This window comes from Dyadobacter sp. BHUBP1, from assembly GCF_050587785.1.
GTDB lineage: Bacteria > Bacteroidota > Bacteroidia > Cytophagales > Spirosomataceae > Dyadobacter.
Genome location: NZ_JBOBIH010000011.1, coordinates 140,640 through 162,153, shown reverse-complemented (window position 1 = coordinate 162,153; position 21,514 = coordinate 140,640). Strand labels below are relative to the sequence as shown.

Annotated in this window: 12 protein-coding genes; 8 read left to right on the top strand and 4 right to left on the bottom strand. The window is 42.3% G+C overall.

Annotated elements, in window-relative coordinates; genetic code table 11:
- Positions 1-377: DUF6088 family protein (locus tag ACQ4MZ_RS28830; protein WP_430851143.1), on the bottom strand; the 377-nt coding region annotated here is incomplete at its 3' end.
- 490 nt (positions 378-867) lie between these two features.
- Here ACQ4MZ_RS28830 and ACQ4MZ_RS28825 point away from each other — a divergent pair.
- The 8 genes from ACQ4MZ_RS28825 (at position 868) to ACQ4MZ_RS28790 (ending at position 8,497) form a co-directional block, all read left to right on the top strand.
- Positions 868-2,613 (top strand): hypothetical protein, encoded by a 1,746-nt coding sequence (locus ACQ4MZ_RS28825; protein WP_430851141.1) that lies wholly within the window; start codon positions 868-870, stop codon positions 2,611-2,613.
- 141 nt (positions 2,614-2,754) lie between these two features.
- Positions 2,755-3,255: a hypothetical protein gene (locus tag ACQ4MZ_RS28820; RefSeq protein WP_430851139.1), complete on the top strand. Its 501-nt coding sequence runs from the start codon at positions 2,755-2,757 to the stop codon at positions 3,253-3,255.
- Between the two features lie 38 nt (positions 3,256-3,293).
- Positions 3,294-5,048 carry a hypothetical protein gene (locus tag ACQ4MZ_RS28815; protein ID WP_430851137.1) on the top strand — a complete coding sequence of 585 codons (1,755 nt, stop codon included), beginning with the start codon at positions 3,294-3,296 and terminating at the stop codon, positions 5,046-5,048.
- Positions 5,049-5,110: 62 nt separating this feature from the next.
- On the top strand, positions 5,111-5,653 hold the full coding sequence (locus ACQ4MZ_RS28810) for a hypothetical protein (protein ID WP_430851135.1): 543 nt from the start codon (positions 5,111-5,113) through the stop codon (positions 5,651-5,653).
- A gap of 68 nt (positions 5,654-5,721) precedes the next feature.
- Positions 5,722-6,405, top strand: coding sequence for a hypothetical protein (locus tag ACQ4MZ_RS28805; RefSeq protein ID WP_430851133.1), 684 nt, complete (start codon positions 5,722-5,724; stop codon positions 6,403-6,405).
- A gap of 36 nt (positions 6,406-6,441) precedes the next feature.
- On the top strand, positions 6,442-7,053 hold the full coding sequence (locus ACQ4MZ_RS28800) for a hypothetical protein (protein WP_430851131.1): 612 nt from the start codon (positions 6,442-6,444) through the stop codon (positions 7,051-7,053).
- A complete protein-coding gene (locus ACQ4MZ_RS28795; protein ID WP_430851129.1) occupies positions 7,026-7,850 on the top strand; it encodes a sensor histidine kinase in 825 nt (274 codons plus the stop codon). The genes ACQ4MZ_RS28800 and ACQ4MZ_RS28795 overlap by 28 nt, the downstream gene beginning before the upstream one ends.
- Positions 7,847-8,497, top strand: a complete 651-nt coding sequence (locus ACQ4MZ_RS28790) for a response regulator transcription factor (RefSeq protein WP_430851127.1) — start codon at positions 7,847-7,849, stop codon at positions 8,495-8,497. Before ACQ4MZ_RS28795 ends, ACQ4MZ_RS28790 begins: the two co-directional genes overlap by 4 nt.
- Before the next feature lie 698 nt (positions 8,498-9,195).
- On the opposite strand, the gene ACQ4MZ_RS28785 is transcribed toward ACQ4MZ_RS28790, so the two are convergent.
- The 3 genes from ACQ4MZ_RS28785 to ACQ4MZ_RS28775 all read right to left on the bottom strand — a co-directional run bounded on the left by ACQ4MZ_RS28785 (position 9,196) and on the right by ACQ4MZ_RS28775 (position 21,115).
- Complete coding sequence (locus tag ACQ4MZ_RS28785; protein WP_430851125.1) at positions 9,196-10,161, bottom strand: hypothetical protein; 966 nt, start codon at positions 10,159-10,161, stop codon at positions 9,196-9,198.
- A gap of 584 nt (positions 10,162-10,745) precedes the next feature.
- On the bottom strand, positions 10,746-19,913 hold the full coding sequence (locus tag ACQ4MZ_RS28780) for a hypothetical protein (protein ID WP_430851123.1): 9,168 nt from the start codon (positions 19,911-19,913) through the stop codon (positions 10,746-10,748).
- Positions 19,910-21,115 (bottom strand): hypothetical protein, encoded by a 1,206-nt coding sequence (locus tag ACQ4MZ_RS28775; RefSeq protein ID WP_430851121.1) that lies wholly within the window; start codon positions 21,113-21,115, stop codon positions 19,910-19,912. The genes ACQ4MZ_RS28780 and ACQ4MZ_RS28775 overlap by 4 nt, the downstream gene beginning before the upstream one ends.
- Between the last annotated feature and the right edge of the window lie 399 nt (positions 21,116-21,514).

The window sequence follows — 21,514 nt, the reverse complement described above, 5'->3', positions numbered from 1 at the left end:
CGTATAGTACCTCGATTAACAAAAACTCTCTTTTCGCGGCTAGCTATCTGGATGATGGCTGGAATCTGGTTGGTCAACCCCAATCGGTTGTAAAGATAAGTGCCTGTGATATATCCAATCCTTTCTCCGGCACGAAACAAATATGGCTTCAAAACTTGCTCTTCGTCGGGCCACTTTTCGCCGAAAACCGTCTTTTTAGGCTTGTAGAAAATCCCCTTCGAAAGTTTTCTGATCACCCCCCTCTTTTGCAACCGTTCTAGGACTTTTGCTGCTGATCGAAATTGTTGCTCAGGTATAGTCAGTTGCCCATACCCGAAGCTGGTGTCCTCAGGTATGCCTTGTATTTGCCACTGTATGCTCTCAGATAGATTGCTCATGTCACTAATGTATCAATTGCTGCTAGGGATGTCAAGTTTTTTGATCAAAAAACTTGACATCCCTAGCGTTCGAGTTGTGCCGGGGTTCTACCATAGTAAGTTTCCCACGATGTCCAATTTCTTATGTAAAAAACTGGACATATAAAAAGTTCTTCCAAGATCATGAAGCGGCAGCTAGTAACTCTCCGAGAAATGAGGCCGTCGCTTAAAGCCGCTTGGCGCATAAGGGCTTGGGGAAGTTAAAAGCCATCCCTTGAAGCCTCATTCGAGCCCCTCGCTCAACGAGAACCAACAGAAAATTCATTCTAGTTGCTTTCCAAGTCATCATTTTAACGCATCAAACTCGCTCCAACGGCTTCAACTGCACCGTAGAATAACACATCTATTTACCGTGAAAACCACATACATGTTCTGGGATTTTACACCTTTTAGGCAATTAATTTCTGTAGGATTTTTGGGAACAAATTCTCCAAAGAAAAATCGAACGGTTATGAAAACTTGGTTAATCTTACTGCTCTTATTAGCACACCTTTCCAAGGCAATAGCTGGCAATGACCCCGCCAGATTATATGCAGATATTGCGAGGTCCATTTCTTCGGCAAGCGGTAACGTCGATCTGAACTTTTCCGAAGGAAGTTGGACGAAAACATTGGGTACTAAAAAAGTAATCGTCCAGTTTTCTCAAAATCAACGGGCAAGTATCAAGTTCCGTTACGCTGGCGGGCAACTTCAAGATGGCAGCCTCATCAAATTCTCTCCCGGGATTCACATTTGGACAAAATCGGCAACGGGAGGGCTTTCCCTGCGGATCGACGAAATAAAGTACGACGAGTACGGAAAATTTAAAGATTGGAAAGTCGAGTACGACAATCGCGCCTCCATTGATCCCAACCAGATCGCCAGTGTCCAGGACGCGCTAAGATTAAGGGACAAATCTGAGGATCTGTTTTCCATTACGCTTTTTAAAAATATGACGGACGCAAAACAAAGCGACTGGAATGGCAACGTGTTGCCCGTGGCGAATAGGAAGCCCATGCTAACCTCCATTATGATCAGGAAGCCGAACGACGCCGAACCCGGGCTTGCAGTTTCATTCATTCCCAACAGCGTCCTGCATTTTTCATCCAAAACGTCATCCGGCTCATACGATAACACGATTTCTCTGAATACAGGCAACTTCGAGATCCGCTACCTTGAATATGACGTGCAAAAGAAATCTGTCGACTGCGAAGTAAGTCAGTTCGATCTCAATCTCCGGAGCGGGTTTTTGCAAACCGCCGATATGCTTATCAATATTGGTGCAGGTTCTAAGCTTAATTTCTCACGATTAAAAATACGATCAGATGAAAACGGCAAGGAAGTAAATGGAGAAAGCGGCGCCATGCAAGTTCAAGTCGGCTCGGGAACCAAGATCGGCCTCGGGAACACCGGTAAGTATAAAAACGAGATTGTTCTTAACAACGGCCAGATGAACCTTTTCGACTTCGTCTATCTGTCTTCGAACGAGAGTAAAACCAGTTTCAAAATCGGCGGGGGGGCTTCTATTAAGGTTTCTACCCGATCCGGCAGTCTTTCCCTGTTTGAAGATAAGGGCTACCTGTCTCTCTCCAGCGGAATGCTGGAAGCCAATCTCTTTGGCACATGGGACTCTCAGAACAAAACGCCGGATGCCCATTTGAATATTTCCCTTTTCCAGGTTTCACTGGATGGCGGTCTCCTGCCAATATCAAAAAACAACGTCATGGGAATTTCCTCAGGCACTATTAAGTCCGAATCATTGCGATTCGATGCCCTGACATTTTCCGGACTTAACGGGGAGTTTAAGGATTTGAATATAGTACTCAACGATGAAACGCGGTTTACCATTCCGCAAGGAATGGAAATAGACATTAAAGAAGGAAGTGTAGTTGACGGAGCCGAGCCCAACAGTCCTCTGAAACTGGATGTAAAAAATAACTATGTATCAGGTCTCTTCCGTTTTAACCTCAACTTCTCTGCCATCCGTACCGCACCCAGCAAAGTACTCAGCCTGCACGAGGGAGCCGCCAAATTCAAGGCGAGAATGCTAAGCCTCGGTACAATCAAAGTGAGCGACATGTATTTGAGAGGTACAGGGGACATTATGGCAGAAGATGCAAAATTCAATTGGCTGGTTGAGTTCAACGAAGGCACGATCCTAAGCGTCAGAGGCCGTGAACCCGAACTTAAAGCTAAAATGAGGATGAATCTTACATAGCTAGTCCGGCTCGATGTTGTAACACCTTACTTCCGCATAGACGATAGTGCTATTGCATTCCCTCTAAAACTGCGCGTGAGTCTATTGGATGCCGCGAAAAGCAACGTGGTCCCTGTCTCCTTTAACGGTCAAGAGATAACCATGGACGAACTGATACTCGCGCCCAAATTTCAGTTGGTCGTCAAAGAAGGTCTGGGCGAACACGAGAACCCGGACGACCCCGAATCTGCAAACGGAAGTGAAGGCCCTGACGAATTTCACAATTGGCAGGAAGCGATATTTTACGATTGCCCAAATCCGATTGGCGTAATGCATTTCTATCTGGCTCCTCAAACCTATACCATTAACTCCACGATGAACCTAAGCATAAAGGGCAAAACCATCGATTTTAATTTTGGGAACCTGAACATGGATGGTCCGATTTACTGGAAAAAGGACGGCTGCGATCTGGCCGATTGGCTCGGCTTCATCGGATCTCTAGCGGGCGCTGTAACGGGAGGGTCCGGAGGTGCACTGGTTGGAGTAATCGTTGGAATAAATGTTGGCGATTCACTCGAAGGCAAGCTGAAATCCTTCGTAAACGCCGGAATAGCGCGAAAAATCACTCACTTCAATCTCAATAAACAATGGATTTTTCAGTAATCAGGTAGACAGTCCCACCCCTCAAACTCCCAAAAACAATGAAATTCATTCTACTTATTGGCATGCTGATAATAGTACCGTGCGCCTGCGCACAGGTTATTCAGCAAGCAAATACCTACAAACATGCTGGCGGTACGCCTGCCAACCTTCCTTTCACAGAACGCATTGAGTCAGTGGCCGATACCACTGCAATCCGGACAAATCAGGGTTTGTTGATCGCCACTGAAATTCCGGTGAGGAAACCGGTCGATACTTTACGACTTGGAAACAAAGTAGCCGCTGAAGGAAATTTTGGGAGCGTCAACAACGAAATCAAGGCGCTCAATGAAAAAATCGATCGTTTCAGAACCGACCTCGGCTCTATTAGAGCCGTGGATGCAGAAAATGGTGAGAAGATCAGTGAACTTAGGTTACTTAACCAATCGATCAACAAAGACAGAGAGAAATTAAGGTCCAGTTTGAGTGCCTTACAAAAAGTCAACAGTGAAAATATTGCAATACGAAACGAGATAGGCGAAAAACTCGCTAAGGTTGAACAGGACAACAATGCCATGACGAAAGAAATTCTTGAATTGAAATTCTCCAATCTGAAATTAATCAAAAGCGATTACAGCCGATTTTACGAAAACGCCAGGCTACGCATTGCGGAAAACCAGCAGCTAGTAAAAAATCTGTCCGATTCCGTTGCCATTCGCGAACAAAGTCTGTTCAAAATGGATAGTCTGTTTGGTACACTGACTCCAAATAAAGAGACTCGGGAGCTATACAAACTAATACACTGGTTTCAGGGCAGAGCTAGCACCCTAAAACAAAGAATCAAGTCGGCGGCGGCCAATACAAAAACCACAGAAAGTCTGAGCCAAGAAATCAAAGCCTCTGAGGCGCTTATCTTCAAGATGATGGATATGAGTAATTATGTCAAAATTTATGGAGAAACCATCCTTCCACGACAGGATTCGATAAGCAAAAGCATTGCTATGTCGGGCAAGGAGATTAACGAGCTTACAACGGAGATGAACAGGCTCAATGGAGAGGTCAATATGTGGCGTGATAAAATTAATGAGGTGGCTGATAAAAACAAGCCCACAGAAGCTAGTGGATCGGCCGAAAATTACACCGTTATCGGCGGGTTTAACAAGATGCTAAACGAAAGAGGCGCGCTGACACCCACGGTTACGGTACTGGGGAACCGGGCTTTTGGCAACCCTGATAAGGTTGGAAATGCATTCGGCCAAATCAAGTTATTTATGGGTGGAACCGCGGATAATCTCGCTACCAATACGTCCTACAACTTTTTCTCAGAATATGCCAGTTCTTATGGGCTTATGATCAACATAGGCTACGGAATTTCGTCCCAAAGCCAACAACAAAAAAAACTCAAAAATAAAAATTCCGACGCAAAATCAGGCGGATTTGCACTTTCGTTCTCGTATCTTTCCAAAAGACTGAAACCCAACGACTCCACCTCGATAGATCCTGGGGTACTGCATTGGAAAACAGGTGGGGAATTGATTATTTTCCCTAACAACATTCTTTCAATCCGTTCGAATATCAATGGTATGTTTGTCGGGTCCCAATTCGAAAAAATTAAGGAAAACTATAAGATGGCCAAAGACGTCCATTGGTTTATCGACGCGGGGCTTTCAACCTATTTATCCCTTGCAGAAAACCAAAAACTGTTCCTACGTCTGAATCTAGACTTTATTATTACGACCAAAGATATGAAGGACTTTATCAACACGAAAGACAAATTCATTCCCCAGTTCAAAGTTGATATCGTAAAAAATTTCTAATGCCAGCCTAAATATATACCTAACTGTTCTACAAACATTTTTAACTTTTACCAACATCTCTCATGACCTTCGTCGAAATCCTCTCCCTCATCCTGGCCATCCTGAGTTTTGCGCTGATTTTCTACATCGGTATTACAAAAGATGTCCTTAGATCCAATGGCCCGAGCACGCCGTTCAGTTTTCATAAAGTTCAGGCTTGGTTGTGGACGCTAGTGATCTGTCCATGCTTCGCACTCAATTGGGGCTTTCTGCACGAACACATCCCAACCATCAATAAAACGGCTATGATTCTGCTGGGAATATCATTCGGCACTGGGCTTACGGGTGAAATCATCAATGCAGTTCACATAGGCGCACCGGTACCTGCAACAGGCCTTAAAATGCTCTCTCAATCCAAGTCGTTCTGGATTGACATTCTTACCGGTGACGACGGACAAATATCGATCGGGAGATTACAGCAATTCATTTTCACTATTTTGTATGTAGTGATCTATCTCACAATCTTCTTTCCCTGCATGCGTTACCCCGATTTTGACGACAATGCCTTTATCCTAATGGGTATCAGCACAGGCACCTTCCTTGTAAGCAAAGGATTACATAAGTAACCCTCCTCTCTGATAGTAAAGCTGCATTTCTAAAAGGCCAATAATTAACCACTTAAACTCTATTCTATATGCCGTTCATTGTTAAAAAGAAAGATGCACCTCAGGAGTCCGGCACCTGGACTCACATTCCCATGGAAGAAGTGATCAAGCTCAGGCAAAATTTCATTGACCGTCACAAAAAACTTCATGAAGCGAATGGACCTAATTATTCTTACGACTTCGAACCCATCATCATCGACTCGAGCTTTTTCAACGAGTTAGTTCAGACGGCTTCGACTGGCCACTACCTTGTTGCACATTACATCGGAAACCCTGATCACAAGACATTAAGTCTCGCCCTTTGCATCAAAGTAAAAAGCGTCCAAACAAACCAAGATGACACGCGAATCGGACTATTTTCTGATGTGAACGGCGCTTACATTCGTGTTGATGATTTTAACAAGTACCATATCAACTATCTTGTTCGCCGAGGTATCTGCGCTCACTTCGTTCGCGAATTTGAGTATGACCGCGAAGGGCGGGCGCATGAAGTCACTCGGGAAATGAAAGAGGCCGTAGACAAAATGTGCCATAATTCCCCACAGATCTATGCCTATTTTATCTTGGATGACAAGATAGACGGTAAGTATACATTGAGTATTGTGTTTTCCGACACAAAAATACTTTCACAAACCGACGATGCAACACAAAAAATTGATTTTAGAATTTACGACGCCTATGACCACGGTGCTGCCTGTTGCCCAATTGGATAATCACACTTTATGACTCTTTATGTATATTTGGTTTTTTTGTTGAATTGTTTTGTGGTAGGGATCTTTTTAAAAAAGGCCCTACCACAAAAACTACAACTCCTTTTTTGGCTGGTACTCGTCACTTTGATCGTGGAAGGAATTGGCACATATTATCTCAACGTTCTTCGCAGGCCTGCTGGGCTCGCCTACCGCCTCTACCAACCTGTTGAATATCTGTTAATGGCAGCCTATTTCTTCCACATCATCAGCTTCGCCAAAGTAAGAACCGTCATATTGGCTTCGATCCCGATCATTGTTATTACTAATATCATCAACATTTTGGTAGAAAGCGACAACCGGCTTTTCGGGACGTATTCTTTTCTAACATCAGCTATCTTATTATCCGTGTGGAGTATCATCTATTTTTATCAGCTCATTCAGGAGGCAGAAATCAGAAATCCCGCGCGTAACCCGGATTTTTGGATCTGCACCGGGATACTGTTCTTTTACGCCGGTACGTTTTTTCTGATGGGTTGTATCAATTATATTTATAAAAATAATACCAAACTTGCACAGGAACTTTACGTTATTAATCATCTTCTTAACTGCATTCTATATGGGATGATCACTTACGGATTCATATGTCAGGCCAAGTATCAGAAGTCGTAATCATTGTTGCTGCGGGAACCGTTGTGATATTCCTTCTTCTCACCTTTCTGTTGACCATGTTTCTCATTTTACAGCGAAAGCAATTGGTTAGTCAGCAAGAAAAAGCTGCGCTCCACACGCAATACGCCAAAGAAATAATTCAGGCTCAGGTTGAAATACAAAATTCTACGCTTCAACAGATAGCCGAAGAGCTTCACGACAATATCGGCCAGCTACTTTTTGTGGCAAAAATCAATATCAATTTGCTGGAAGAAACAGAACAGAACGATGAAAACAATCAACGTATTATACAAATTAATGAAGCGATAGAACTCTCAATTAATGAAGTACGTGCTCTCACAAAGAGCTTCGACGGCGATTTTGTACGAGATTTTGGATTACAAAATAGCTTAGATAACGAATTGGCAAGAATTCAAAAAACTGGTACCTATCAGATTGCCGTAACCGTACGCGGTGAACGTTATTCGCTAGGTTTCGAAAAAGAAATTGTGCTTTTTCGAATTTGCCAAGAAATCCTCAACAACATCATGAAACACTCAAAAGCTAAAAATATTGCAGTCGTCCTCGAATATGAGGTCGAAACATGGCTACTGTGCATTTCGGACGACGGCCGGGGATTTGACCACCAGTTCATGACGCAAGGAGATTTGCAGCATTCAGGATCGGGGCTTCGAAATATGCGCAGAAGGACTGAAATGCTCGGAGGCAACTTTACACTTGAATCCGGTTTGGGGAACGGCACCAAGATTCAGATCGTCCTACCCCGACCAGCAATAACTAATGGCTCACTATCATGAAAACACAAATTGTCATCGTTGACGATCACGAACTGATGGCAAAGGCCCTGTCCAGTCTTGTTCAGAAATTTGACCAGTATGAGGTAATTTATGAAGTTGCGAGCGGACTGGAACTCATCAGACGATTCGATCTCGGCATGGTGCCACAAATTGTCCTATTGGATGTCCACATGCCGGAAATGGATGGTTACGAGGTAGCCAAGTGGCTAAGAGACAACTATCCGACTGTACGTGTGCTAGCATTGTCGATGAACGACAAGGAAGAGGCAATTGTAAAAATGCTAAGAAATGGTGCAAGTGGTTATCTTTTGAAGGGATGTAAACCTCGTGAATTCAAGGCGGCGTTGGATTCAATCACTTCAAAAGGATTCTATTATAGTGAATACATTACCAGCCATCTTATCAAAAATCTTAACCCAACAAAAGGAGCAGATCCTGTTAAGGGATTTGGACTTAATGAAAGGGAGTTAACTTTTATTCGAATGGCATGCAGCGACCTCACTTATAATGAGATTGCAGACAAAATGTGCGTCAGCCCACGTACAGTCGATGGTTACCGAGAGTCTGTGTTTCAAAAAATGGATGTTAAAAGTAGGGTTGGTATGGTAATAAAAGCTATGAAGAATAACTTGCTAAGTCCTGAGTGAAGTAATTCCCGTAGAGACTTTCCAAAAGAAGAGCCAACAAAGCAATTGACTGACTATGAATTATTTCATTTACACACCTACTGGAGACTAATTATTCAGTGCCATTTCAGTCGCCTAAGCATCTGATAAAACGTCAGAAAGATCAAAACTCCTAAATCAATCGCCCGAACACCTAACAATCCCTTGTTAAGTTTACTTCCGCCTTCGTCGAATTTGAAGATACACCTAATAAAATGCGAGAATACCGGCCGTTTTCATATTTAAATGTATATAATCCTGTAATTTTCATTTTAAATAAAAAAAAATGTATCACATTTGGTAAGCATGAATCTCATACTGACGTGCAATTGTAGGCTTTCACGGATCCGGGGAAGCCTACATTAGGTAACAGGTACGGCCTGAATAAATTACGCAAAGACCTGGACTATTTGTTTAAATCAGTACCCCAAATTAAGCGTCGATTTCACCATAAAAATTGTGTTCTAAAACTGGAATCGGGTCATGCCACACACTATACCGAGGTATTAGCATACTTTGAGGCCATGAAGAAATACGATTCCTGAATACACCTACCAATACGTCGGCAGATTTCTATAGAAAAACATCAAAAATCTCCTGTGCCGCTTGAATATTCGAAGGGAAGAATCTTGACCAACGTTCATCGCTATCTCAAATATAGTTGTAAGATAGATTTCAATTCACCATTGATAAAAAAACTGTCTCCATGAACGAAAAAAATATGGCACCCCTTGCATATCTTTCGTTCCATAAACTATTTTCTCATTGCTATCATAAAGTAGAACATGACCTTGCCCATTTAGTTGATTTTCCTGATACACAGCCCAAAAACCATTGTTGCTTTGTATAACAGTCTCTGTCCTCGACGCCATTGAATTAAACCAATTTTTCATATCTAGGGCACGAACTGGTCGAGCATCTCCACTCTTGGCTACGGAGTCCCAATCACACCACTCCGTGATATTTCGATTTCTTGCACTTTTTTTAAGTTCACTGTAACCCGCTTTAATAAACGCATCGGATAAAAAATGGGCACAATTATTTTCTTCCACATCAGTCAAAGTGCAGCAATTACTGAAATGCGTCGCTACAGACGCAAGAGAACCTGCAACAGGTAGCGAATCTAGAACTACTTTGATGTCTTCGTCCGTTGCCGACCGGAGAGAGTGCCCCAATTCGCTCCGATGAATTGGAGAAACATCTTCAATTCGCCGCGATTTTTCTCTATCTCTGTTTTCAACTAGAAACGGCTTAGTGATATACGCTGAGCTTCCACATTTAATTTCTAGCTCCGTTCTTCCACCAGAAAGTCTCAATTCTTCTCTTATATCATCTTCATTAAATGAGTAAAACACACCCTCATCCGATATCAAAATCACACGACCCGGCATGTTGTTATCGGCAATCTTATATCCAGAAAAAAACATACCTCTCTGCGTTATATTTACCTTATTAAGTGCTTCTGAAAAATTGATAAAACCAGATTCTTCACACTCAACCTCAGCGAGCTTTTTTGCCTCATTATCATTCCCAGCAGTTACTTTAATCTTTATGCTGCTCCCGTTATCTTTTGTACAAAGATAGACATAGTCAAAATTTCCAGGAGTACCAACTGCCGTTTTCGATTCTTTTTTACATGTGCACATAACCGATTCGTTTCGTATAAAATAATTGCACTCAATACCAACCTGATAATTCAAATAGTTACGGAAGCACCCTCAATTTCCAAAGCGGATGCATCAAACCAAAAGTCGTGACACAAAATATCATCGTTAACCTACTTTGCGTGCAGATCATTGGTTGCACCAAAACAGTTCGAGTTCGATTTCATCTGACCTGCCAGTCAAACGTCAGCTATTTAACGCATTCCTCATTGATAGCGCCCCTTGGAAGAAAAAGTCTATTACCGAGCAACAAACATAGTTAGTCGTGCCGCCCAAGGATTTTTAGAAGACTAACTCTCCTAAATTAATCATTTTCTATGTTTTTTTACGATACCTTTCTTTGAGGAAGGTCTTAGTAATGGCATTTCTATTTAACAACTGCTGCAGTCACATCTCATCTACGCTTATCAAGCTTCACGACCAGCTTTGAAGAGCAAATTCGCACGAGGGGCGAGCATGAACGGAAGACTTGAAGCGGTTAGCCACTGTATCAATAATTTCAGAAACACAGCTATCTAATTATCCGATACGTCACCCCACCAAACTTTGAGAGGTAGTATTCAGACTCATGTAGTGTTTTTAGGTTTAATGTTTTGCTGAGCATTAAGGGGATTTAGTGCATCGACTTTATTCACTCTGGCTTTTTTAATTTTCGGACTAGTTTTAAAAATTGTAGCTGCTGTAAACAAGGGAAGGTCATTCTCATTAGACTCGTCATTGTAAACTGTCAGAGCTAACGCAGGAAAGCCATTTTTGTAAATACCGTCAAAAAGTTTATCCACCGGTGAAATAGAAGGCTTAGCTCCCTTTGCCAACTCCATTTGACGTATTAATACGACTGGTATTCCGGCCTCGCGGTATTTATCCAAGTCTGTCGTATTAATCAGGAATTTCACAGTCGACTTGTATGGCAGGTTGAGTGTCTCAATGGTATCGAATACTGTTTGCAACTTAAGCCCGTCATCCATTCTAATGGGTGCATCGATTTGGATGTGTAGGCAGGCCCACATAGATGGCGTTACAGTGTCGGTTACATAAATAAACGCGTCATTTTCAGCACGTCTATTGCGAACTGCTTTGATTTCAGGTTTTACAGCAGTGATACGATTTGTAATCTGGAAAACATCGAAACCGTCCCCATCAAGAATAATGTTGATGCTCCCTGGCTCTTGAACCAACTTAATATTGAAAGGAATCACCGAAACGGGTTTTGCTATCCATCCACTGGATGACTTAAGAAGTCTAAAACGATATGCTTTTTCAGCAATGGTTTTGACTCGGGAGCTGGGTTTGGAGAGCTTCATCTGGTGCGCGAAGTCGTCTATAAAATCGGTATCAAGATAGCCTTCGGCATCGAAACGAGAAGACCAATAGGCGATAAACCCTTTGAAGTTCCGAATGTTTGCAACAGTCCTTAAAACGCCGTTATCCCTGATCCTAAGATTTAGGTCTAACTCATCATTAGCTTCGTACGGATCAGCCAGTTTCAGAAAATAGTGCCATTTTCCGAGATCCGGGGTCGACGTCCAGGTCAATTTACCGGATCTTGGCAATTGTGCAGTTTTATGTTCGATAATAATCGGCTTTGGAGGAAACACACGGCGAATGGTTGGCCACTGCTCATCTGGATTGGCATGCTTTGTGCTAATGATAGAATTCAGCTTGACTGGTACTACCAGCTGTATCCAAGTCGACTTCTCGATATCCTCGATCATCGGCTGTATATCCGTCTCGATATGGGTGATTTCAGGAGCGAATTCAATGTCGATATTTTCAGATGGTTCAACTTGGTCGAAAAGGATAGCCCAGTTCGGCTGTGGAAGATCGAAATCAAGCTTGGAGGACACTATATTGTATTTCTTGTCTTTCTGAACACCCACCGTAAAGCGGTAGCCACTTAGCTTAGATTTGATATCGTCTGGTACAAAAGCCTGTAGGCTAATGATACCGTCGTAAGCATAGAAATTCTCGAGTCGTTCCAACAAAAGAAATCTAAACTCATCACGGATCTTGCCTTGTTGTACGGATGAGACCTTTTTATCGATATTGTCAGTCCTCTCGTTCAGCTCTGATTCTACAAGAGCTTTTTTAGCAGTTACCAGCTTCTGAACGTATGCGGGCTCGGTTATGCTCTGAAGTCCAAGTGTGCCGATCCGGGTAGGAGAAAGCAAATTATCAATTTTGGTTAATACTTTGCTCAACGCAACATCGAGATCAATATCGACAAAGCTATATTCATGAGCCCCTTGCATAGTTGGTGTATATTTGCCCGCATAAAGTTGGTTACTGTACGGGGTAATACCAAAGTAGTTTTTTCGCGGCAACGGAGAAGATGGCATTCCGATTGCATTCAAATAATCCTTCCTGACTAGAAAAAGTACCTTGGCACCGCCCACATCGTTGCCAAGTCCGAGGCAATAAGGGCTCATTCCAGAACTGATTGCGTCGTTGAGGGGTCTAATTGTTTCTTTTTGTAAAACAGGTGTGCTCGTTTGATTTCGGTCAACGCCTTCTTTGGGATTTGTTGCCACCACATTATAAGTGGTGTTTCGCAGTAGTGCCTTATCCCAAACAGTCGCTGGAAGTTCTACGAATAGCTTATCGTCAGTGGGGCGAGAAATAGTTATTTCCGGGGCAAGGATTTTGGTAAAATCGTCATCTCCAGCAATGTTAAAATATATGCCGGTGCTTTCTTTCTCTTTTGGTGTGTCGATATTTGCAACTGCATATGTAAGGAAGCTTAACAACAAACTCTTAAGGTCTGTTTGAATAGCATAATTTAGCTTAACAGTTACCCTGCCATCTGTCAATTGTGCGATAATGGTGTGGAGCGTGTTAAGAATCTCGGACTTATCTTCGTCAGCTATTTCCTGTCCCTTAGGAAACGCCGTCAACTTTAGCTCGAATACCAGCTCATTGTTTTTGAATTCGTGGAACCAGTAACTGCAAGCGACGACAGGCCATGAGGTCATTGGGATCAATTTGTCAAAATAGACATGGTTGTAATCGAGCAGCTGCTTAAGGTCTACCGCTCGGAAGCCAAAAGTGTCGCGAACGCTAAACTTGAGTTTAAAATTCTTACCAACGTTCCTATAGCGATCGATGTTAGCTACGTCACTGACCTTATGTAGCGGTGAAACATGCGAGTAGGTTAGTTTTCCCGCGGTTTGTATGTCGTTTGCATCGCTGTTTTGCTCCAACGGCATCAGTGGCAAAATCTTGTCCTTATTTATATCTGTGTTATTCACGATCTCAAATTCCACCGGAAGATATTTATCATGTCCGGCAACAACATCCGGTGTGGACCTTTCTATACTAAAACCGAAGCAGTGTGCTGGTAATTTTGGATGGTATTCGCGGAGTGGCTCTAATGCTTTTGTTCCGCCATCTTCACTGAGCAACTGCATCACTTTTACAGACAAGCTACACGTATATTTGTCGAGATCCTTGAATAGATCAGCACTGTTAGCCACTTTGAGATAATTATGTATGCCGGAAAAAGGTTTGTCTGCTTCGGATTCAAATGAGAATATTAGTGTGTACTCCAGTACAGTCCTTCCTCCAACCGCTCCGGCCATTTGAGCAAAAAGGACTGAGTCTGGGCTTTCTACAAGGTGGTATCCAGAATTATTCGTTGTAAGAGCCTGCCAGAGTAATTTAATGAACGTCTTTTGCTCAGCAAGGCTAGCGACGTAGGACTCATCTTCAACCAACCGCGCTGTAATTGGACGATCAAGTATAACAGGTGGATGTGTTTTTGGCGACAGGTTTGCACGTATTAGGAGGGTTTTTCCCTCTTCACCGGCTTTGATAAGCGGTAGCAATTGAACTATGTTGTCCTTTTCGCTTTTTAAGTAAATTGTAACTCGTTCGAAACGTAGACCCGACTCCATCACTTTGTGCATCAAGATAAGGTCATCAGCATATACATTGATAAGTTCAGCCACTCTTGTTTCTCCATTTACAATGTGTGGTTTCACCTTCGCAGCAATCTGAATGCAAGGCGTAAATGAAAGTGGTGCGGACGAATTGTCACCATTGTTAATCACAGAAAGATCAAGAGCCACCCTATCTTTCTTAAAGTATTGAGCAATCTTGATCGGCACATCAAAGAATCTAGTCAGTACGCCGCCCTCATGGGTATTAGTGATACTATTGGCGACTCCCAATTCGACCTTAGGCAGTTCAAAAGGGGAGGTTTTCTGTACGGATGTAAACTCTTCTATTAATTTATCGAAGTCAGTAGATAGGCTCTTTCGTCCAGCATCAGCGAATTCGTCGAGGCCGGCTTGATCTGTGAATAGGTCATTCTTTAAGCTTACCGATATTGTGGTGCCAGCCTTTGTCAACTTTATATCGGCAGTTGCAATATCCGGTCGAGGCAGTATCTTATCAATTCTATTTGTAAGGTTAAGTGCTTCGTAATACGCCTTAGTTTGGTTGCCGGTTATCACATCGGGCAGACGGAGACCATTGTTATAAAAATAATTCAACTGCCCGATCAGAGATTCGAGATGATCGTTGAATATCCATTCCCCCGTATCAGAAAACAGTTCCGCCAGCTTAATTTCGGGGTCGAAATCGGGCCTGTTCCGGTTTTCCGGCTTTGCACATAGGAAACTGTAAAATGCTTCTATAGAAAGAAGCCCGATTAATTTAAAATACTCTGGTAGAATGAAGTCTTCTCGGATGTCTTTTAGACTAGTGGCTGCAATTTTTTTTGTTTTACTCCTGTCAATAAACTGGGTAACATATCCATCGAAGTGTTGGTTGATCTCCTCTATCTGCGCGTCAGTGTACATCTCCTCCCTACGAACATGAGTTGATACGTCAGTACTTCCAGCTGCGTCCACAAAAAGACCACTGAGTGAGATTGTGAAACCGGTCCTGTCGGTTGTAAAAATCGTACCACCTGTCCCTACCACTTTGAGACTTGACGTCATTGGCACTGGCACCATCCTAAAAGGGCACTCCTTTCCGCCAGCTTCACAGTTTGCGGTTGTATTCAACGCAATATAGCTATCAATCTCTGTTTCGCTAAATAGAAAATTATCACGCAGAAAAGCCCGGTCCCCTAGATCGTTATAGCCAGTAAAGATCACAGGGGTAAAAGAATTGACTATGAAGGGGGTATTGTTTCCATTGGCGCCTTCGAGAAAGACCTCGCGTAGCTCAGAATATGTCTTTAGGCCAGTGTTGAGTACGGCTGTTATGATAGGCCTGATGATTTGATCTTTGAGTACGTTAGTGCGCGAAAATTGCAACTTGCCTCCGTTGAATGCACATCCAAAAAAGTTGATAGCGAGCTGGTGAACTAACATGTTGCCTTTTTCGCCAGTCTGAACTATAGCCGGAATATACACGACAGGCACATTACCAAAGGACACGTTTATCGGCCCGTGTACAAGTTTCGCGACATTTGCTTTTGATGCCAACAGCCCTTGATTACCGCCGCCAAGAGTATACGGAAATCGCACAGTAGCTTGAAAGGAAAGGTGGATCACAATGCAAATCCGTTTGCGAAAAATTCGGAAACAACAAATCGTAACGCTTACATTTACCTTCACACTGCCTTCGATATAGATAGGCACAGGCTGTAATTTGCTATTGATCAATGCTAGGAGTAACCCAAATTCTACGCGCAAAATGACGTGAATGGCGGCTTTTATGATCTTGAAGTCAACATACCCTACTAATTCCGCAATGGCGCCGACTCGCCCTCGCAGTGCAAAGTGATCTGGAAAAAGCTTTTTGATGCTGCGCTGTCCCTTGTTGAAGGCGAACGCACCCTCCATTAGACCATAAACGCTGATAGAGGCACCTACGTAAAAAATACCCTTATCTATATACGCACCTATACCTATGCGAAACGCAAATCCTGCTTGAATAATGTTGCATCCTTCGCCGGGCTTACTACTAGGATTGTTCGGGTCCTTGGGTAATAGATGCAGGTATTGTGCAAAAAGGGAAAACGAAGCATTGCGCAAGCTGGTTATGTAAAACCCTGCCCAGCCAACAAATGGTCGTATTTGAATTAGGCAAGATCTAGCCCAATCGTCCGTCGACCGTGGATAGCCGATATCACCGCGCCAGTCACCGTTAGTATAGAGATCGACATCAAGCACTGGAAGAGTCACCGCAGCCCCGCCCATATCGATATTGCGTATCGCGGGGTCTGGGGCAAGTTCCTGAGACCATACCCCAAGATCGTCGGAGACCTTTTTATACATTATCTCCACGTCCAGCAATCCGACAATGCGGAGAAACACGCCATAGAGGACGGGATCATTAAACACAAATTTGAGATCAAGAACATCCTTCCAGGAATCAGAGACAATGTTTTCTGATCCTACAAGCCAGTTCCGTTCAGGTGAATAAACAGTCTCCGGAAATCTTTTTGTTTTACAGGCATCTTGCTTCGGATCGAAAACTCTCTTCATCGACGTTATAGCCTGATCCACACTGGTAATCCCGAAAAGGTCCGGGATTCCGACTCTTTGCCCAATGCCGAGCGTGAGCTTATTTCGGGTCACATCATCGTCTGACCCAGTTGTATAAGACAATAGCCAAGCGACCTTACTGCCTTTGCCAGCAAAGATTAAAGCGCTGAAGACGTTATATTTCGACGGCATCTCCATCCCTAGGACGCTTAGTCTTGCATTAACAAGCCTTAACATAAATTGCTTATTTATTTGGCAAAAATCGGCCTTTTCAATATCGAGCTTTAATGCCCCGAAAAGGTCGATATGAAAGCCGGACGTACTAGGCCCCGAAATTTTTAAACCCATAGCAAACCCCCCGCCGGTACTCCACCCAAAAAGCAGCTGGCCTTTTAGCGCCTTCAGAGCTGCCAGATTACCTAGTGTTCCAAGGTCAAAATCGAAGATGAACGAAAAAAATGAAGTAATCCCTGCTGGAATATTTGGTCTGCGAAATCCAGGAAGGGTAAAAAAATCATAATCAATACTAAATTTTCCTGCATTGTCATGTGTCAGTTTGAAGCCTTTGAAATGACTAAAACGTATAGGAAAGCTGCTAAGTAGACCTTCGCAATCAAAATCGATCTGCGGCAAAACAAAAAGCTTTGACAAGTCGAAGCTGACCACAGGTAGCTTAACATCGTCAACTTTAAACCTAAGTCCAATATTAGAGAAGTCAATGCTCTTAATCGAGATCAACTCGGGAGTCTTCCAATCACTCAACTTTGCACTTGCGTCTATATCAAACCGAAAATCTTGTGCACCAGCGTCATAAGAAAATCCTATTCGGTTAACAGTAATCGCTTTTAAAATTGCGTCAGCACCGAAATTAATGCTGCTACTTAGTTCCGCATTGAACAAAAACTGTCCCGTATTATCTCCGTTCTTTTGGTAACTACCTTCAAGGCGGATCAAGTTTGGCTTTTTGTCATTTCTCCCATCATCGCCGTGCGATAGAACAAATGGATCGAACTTAACAGAATCTTCAAATAGTTGGTGCACTTGAAGAAAAGAAAATGCTTCAAAAAAACTGATTTTCGAATTAAAGAATCGTACCTTAAGCTTCGACAAAACGAATTTCCAAGCAGTGTTATCCAAATACTTCGAGACTTTCTTATAGTCCGCATCATGCTCGAATGGGTTATAGTCGATCATCCCATAAAAGGATGTAGATGATATGGACACTTTAGAACTCGAAATTTTGGTTTTGTTTACTGGAAAGGCTACATATTTAAAGTTCATCTCCGTAGTGAGAGCGATTTTTTGATTATTATCGCTCTTATTAAGTCGCTGAGAACTCGATAGTCCTCCGAATATTCCTGGAAGGTTTTTGGTGCTTCCTATAGGAACATTCAATATTAATACTCCATTCCAATTAGGGTCTGAGAATATTCGATCATTGAAATATGGATCGTCGATGTCGAGCAAATTTCCATCACTGATTTGCCGCAACACCTCTTTCAAAGACTTTTGGTTGCCTAGTATATCGCCGTTATTGGACCATTTCGTAGTGTCTTTCAATAACTCCATAAGTGGCCTCTTATGAAATTTGAAGATAATAATGGAATTATTGTGTTCATTGGGGGTTGCCCTATTATAAAATGGTGTGATATCTACCTGAAACACTTCGTCCAGCTTCGAAGATGTGTTTACTGCGAAATGAGCCTTGAGCTCAGCACCATTATACTCTTTATAAAGCCCTGGAGTCATCACAAAGAATACTTCATCTTTGCGAATCGACGCATCCAGATCTTCTCTATTGTCAGAGATCGTGAATTGAAACGTTCCGAGACTCCTTGTGGTCTTATCAAATCTGTTTTTTGCCTCGTTCTTTATAAGGTCATAGCTGCTCCCTTGCCTAAGAAAACCTTGCGGCGTTATATACGATCCGGTTGGAGATAAAAGCTTTTTTCCTTTTGCATTAGCAATTACTTTTTTCAATCGCACCTTTCGGAATACTTCCTCAAGTTCCCCAAAATCCGTATCGTCACGAAAAGTGAAAGTCGGAATAATTGGTAAACTGATGGGCGCAATCAAATTCGCTCTATTGACAAATGTATAGGCTGTCTCAGGTGCATTGTTAAGGAAAATAGGCGCCCTTTCAGAATCTAAGCAGTACTCCCTCTTACCGACCTCCAGCAAAGATGTCTTAGAGTCGCCCCTTTCATCAAGGTCACCTTCGGCCTTGTTGATGCTGACCTTGTTCGTTTCCCGGAAGGTCAATCGTATGCCAGACATACCCCTTTCCTGGGCAAAAGCCTCGGTACCGCTAAATCCGGCCAACAGTTGTTGGGTGTCTCCGCTCTCCGAGTACAATGAAAGAGTCTCACCGTCTTCAGGAATTAGAAAAAAACGTTTTGAAGCGCTATCGTAGGCATTGTATTCTAGCGACGCTACTCTACAAAGGGTTTTGCCATTTCTTCTAATGCAAAATTGTCGACCGTTTTCATCTGAGAAGTTAGTTAGTGTATCGCCTCTGAACGCAACCTCCGCATAACTTGAAAACAAGTCTACAAAATTGGAGACGATCTTAAACGGTTTAAGGCTTACGAATACATCCGCATTTTGATTATAACTATCCTTATCAAAATAATGAACTTTTACTGACCTTGGAGAGGGAGTATTGTCCTGGTCGATAAAATAGGGTGAAACAGGCTGCAACATTTCCTCACCTTTTTTGCGCAATAGTTGGAAATTAACGGCTCCCACAGAGTGACGTGCGGCCATGACATACTTCCCAATTTTAATCGTGGCATTCGTCAGTGAAATAATTATCAACCCAACCCTACTTTCCACGCCATGAGCAATGAACTCAAAGTTCCTTCCGACGGGCGGCTCAATGGTCAGGCATGTTTGGCTAGCATCCAACCTAATTTCCCCGCGCACGCCCCGGTGTAAAAGTTGGATATTGGGATCATTTCCACCGATGCCGAGATTACTAAACCCCAAAACCTCGCTTTGCCTTAAGTAGATGTATGATGCAGCGCTAACAGTTTCACTGTCAAAATCATCGAGCCAATATATTCGGCTAGAACCACTCATCTTCTCCAGCAATATTTGCCTCGTAAGGTCTGAATAGTCGATCGTATTCTTGTAAAAGACAAGCAAGTAATTCTCTGAATATTGACCTGCGAGAGCATCAAGCAACGAAAAGTCACTTATACGTTTGTTCGTAAAAACAAACAGTTTACAATTTTTTGCAGCATCAATAGGCAAAAAGTAGTTTAAGTTGGAGGCGTGCTGGCGGAATATCATGGCTTGTAAATAAGATGATCATTAGGCAGAAAAATCATTTTAGTCTTTGTACCTTGTACCTTCCTATATCCAATCTTAAATCTCCTGAATAGGGTAAAATTTCGAGGAAGCTGTGTGAGGTCACCTGGGCGAGTCTGAACACCAACTAGCGTTTGTTCACCATTTATATAAATACGTATCATTGGAGTTATTGACCCTCGCTCATTGAAAAATGATCGGGTAAAATCGCTACCACCTCCAAATAAATCATTGAAATTCAACTCAGATAACTGATCGCTTCTAAAGTGCAATAGAATTGGATTTCCAACTGCAATTTTTTTATCATCTTTAACGCTATACATACCTAGTGATGAAGTACGTGAAATGTCGTTGTTTCGCTTCAGTGGCGGATGAATTAAGCCCACATAATAAATACCTTTTAGCTCATCTGATGATTGAATATCCGCAAAAGATGATATCTTGTAAGTGTGTGGCTCAAAAATGTTTGTCGGAAGCCCGTCGGCGACCTTCGCGAACATGTTCTGGGTGATTGCTCCGAATTCATCGCGTTGAAAATAGAATAAGTTAGTTCCATTCCAGTTATATTGGAATTTCCTATCCGATCCGACTGATATTTCTGACTTTTCCACATTGTCAATCAACAAAGGATAATCATCATCAAGCAACATAAATGTATATTTACCCTCAGCAATTGTAAACCCTGTACCTGCTTGTACAAGGTCAATTGGTAACGGCAAATACTCACGTAGTCGTTTCGCCAATTGCTGAGAAAAACCCACTGGGAATACAATATCCGGTATACAAGCGCATGCACCCACACCTTCAACGTCAGCCAATGATTTTATCAATTCAATAAATAATAAGTCAAAATTCGCCTTCACGCTTTTCCTGACTAGACTATTAAAATCAAATTGCAACAACAGTTTAGAATTTCCCTTTTTCCAAATGAATCGCCACTTAAAGTTTGTTCCGATAAATTCACTGCATCTACAACCATTCACCGGCTTTTTCTCTAATAGATCAGATTTCCAGAACCATCCAATTCCATCATCTAATCGAGATATATCACTTGAGTATTTCCCGGTCAAACCATTGAACTCCAAATAGAAATTCCCGAACCTCTCTTTCAATGCGCCATTTTTTTTATTGAAGCACAGTTTGCTATTAGGGGGAATGATATATTCGACACCACTATTTTCCATTATTCGAAATCTCCTTTGTGATATCGTATAGTGAGGTATTGATATAAATATCAATAGTAGTATAACAACGGATTTTATCATTTGGCATCGTGTTTTTTTAACATGTTACTCCACTACATGTTGACTATCTTGAAAACTGAAGTGCTAAACCAAAAATATCACATCTGACAAAAAGAAAAAAATACCCTTCCACTACTAACCAACAAATTTCGCCTCCAAGAACTACTTTCATCAGTTAATACCCTTACTTATCATTCGTGCTAATTCATCGACTTAGCATCATATACAAGCAAATATGAGCCGCTTTACAGATAAAACGATCAAATTACATACTCCCATGCGTGGTAAATCTACCACCATTGCAGCAGCTCTGCAATACTGATTTTTCAGTATTTAACA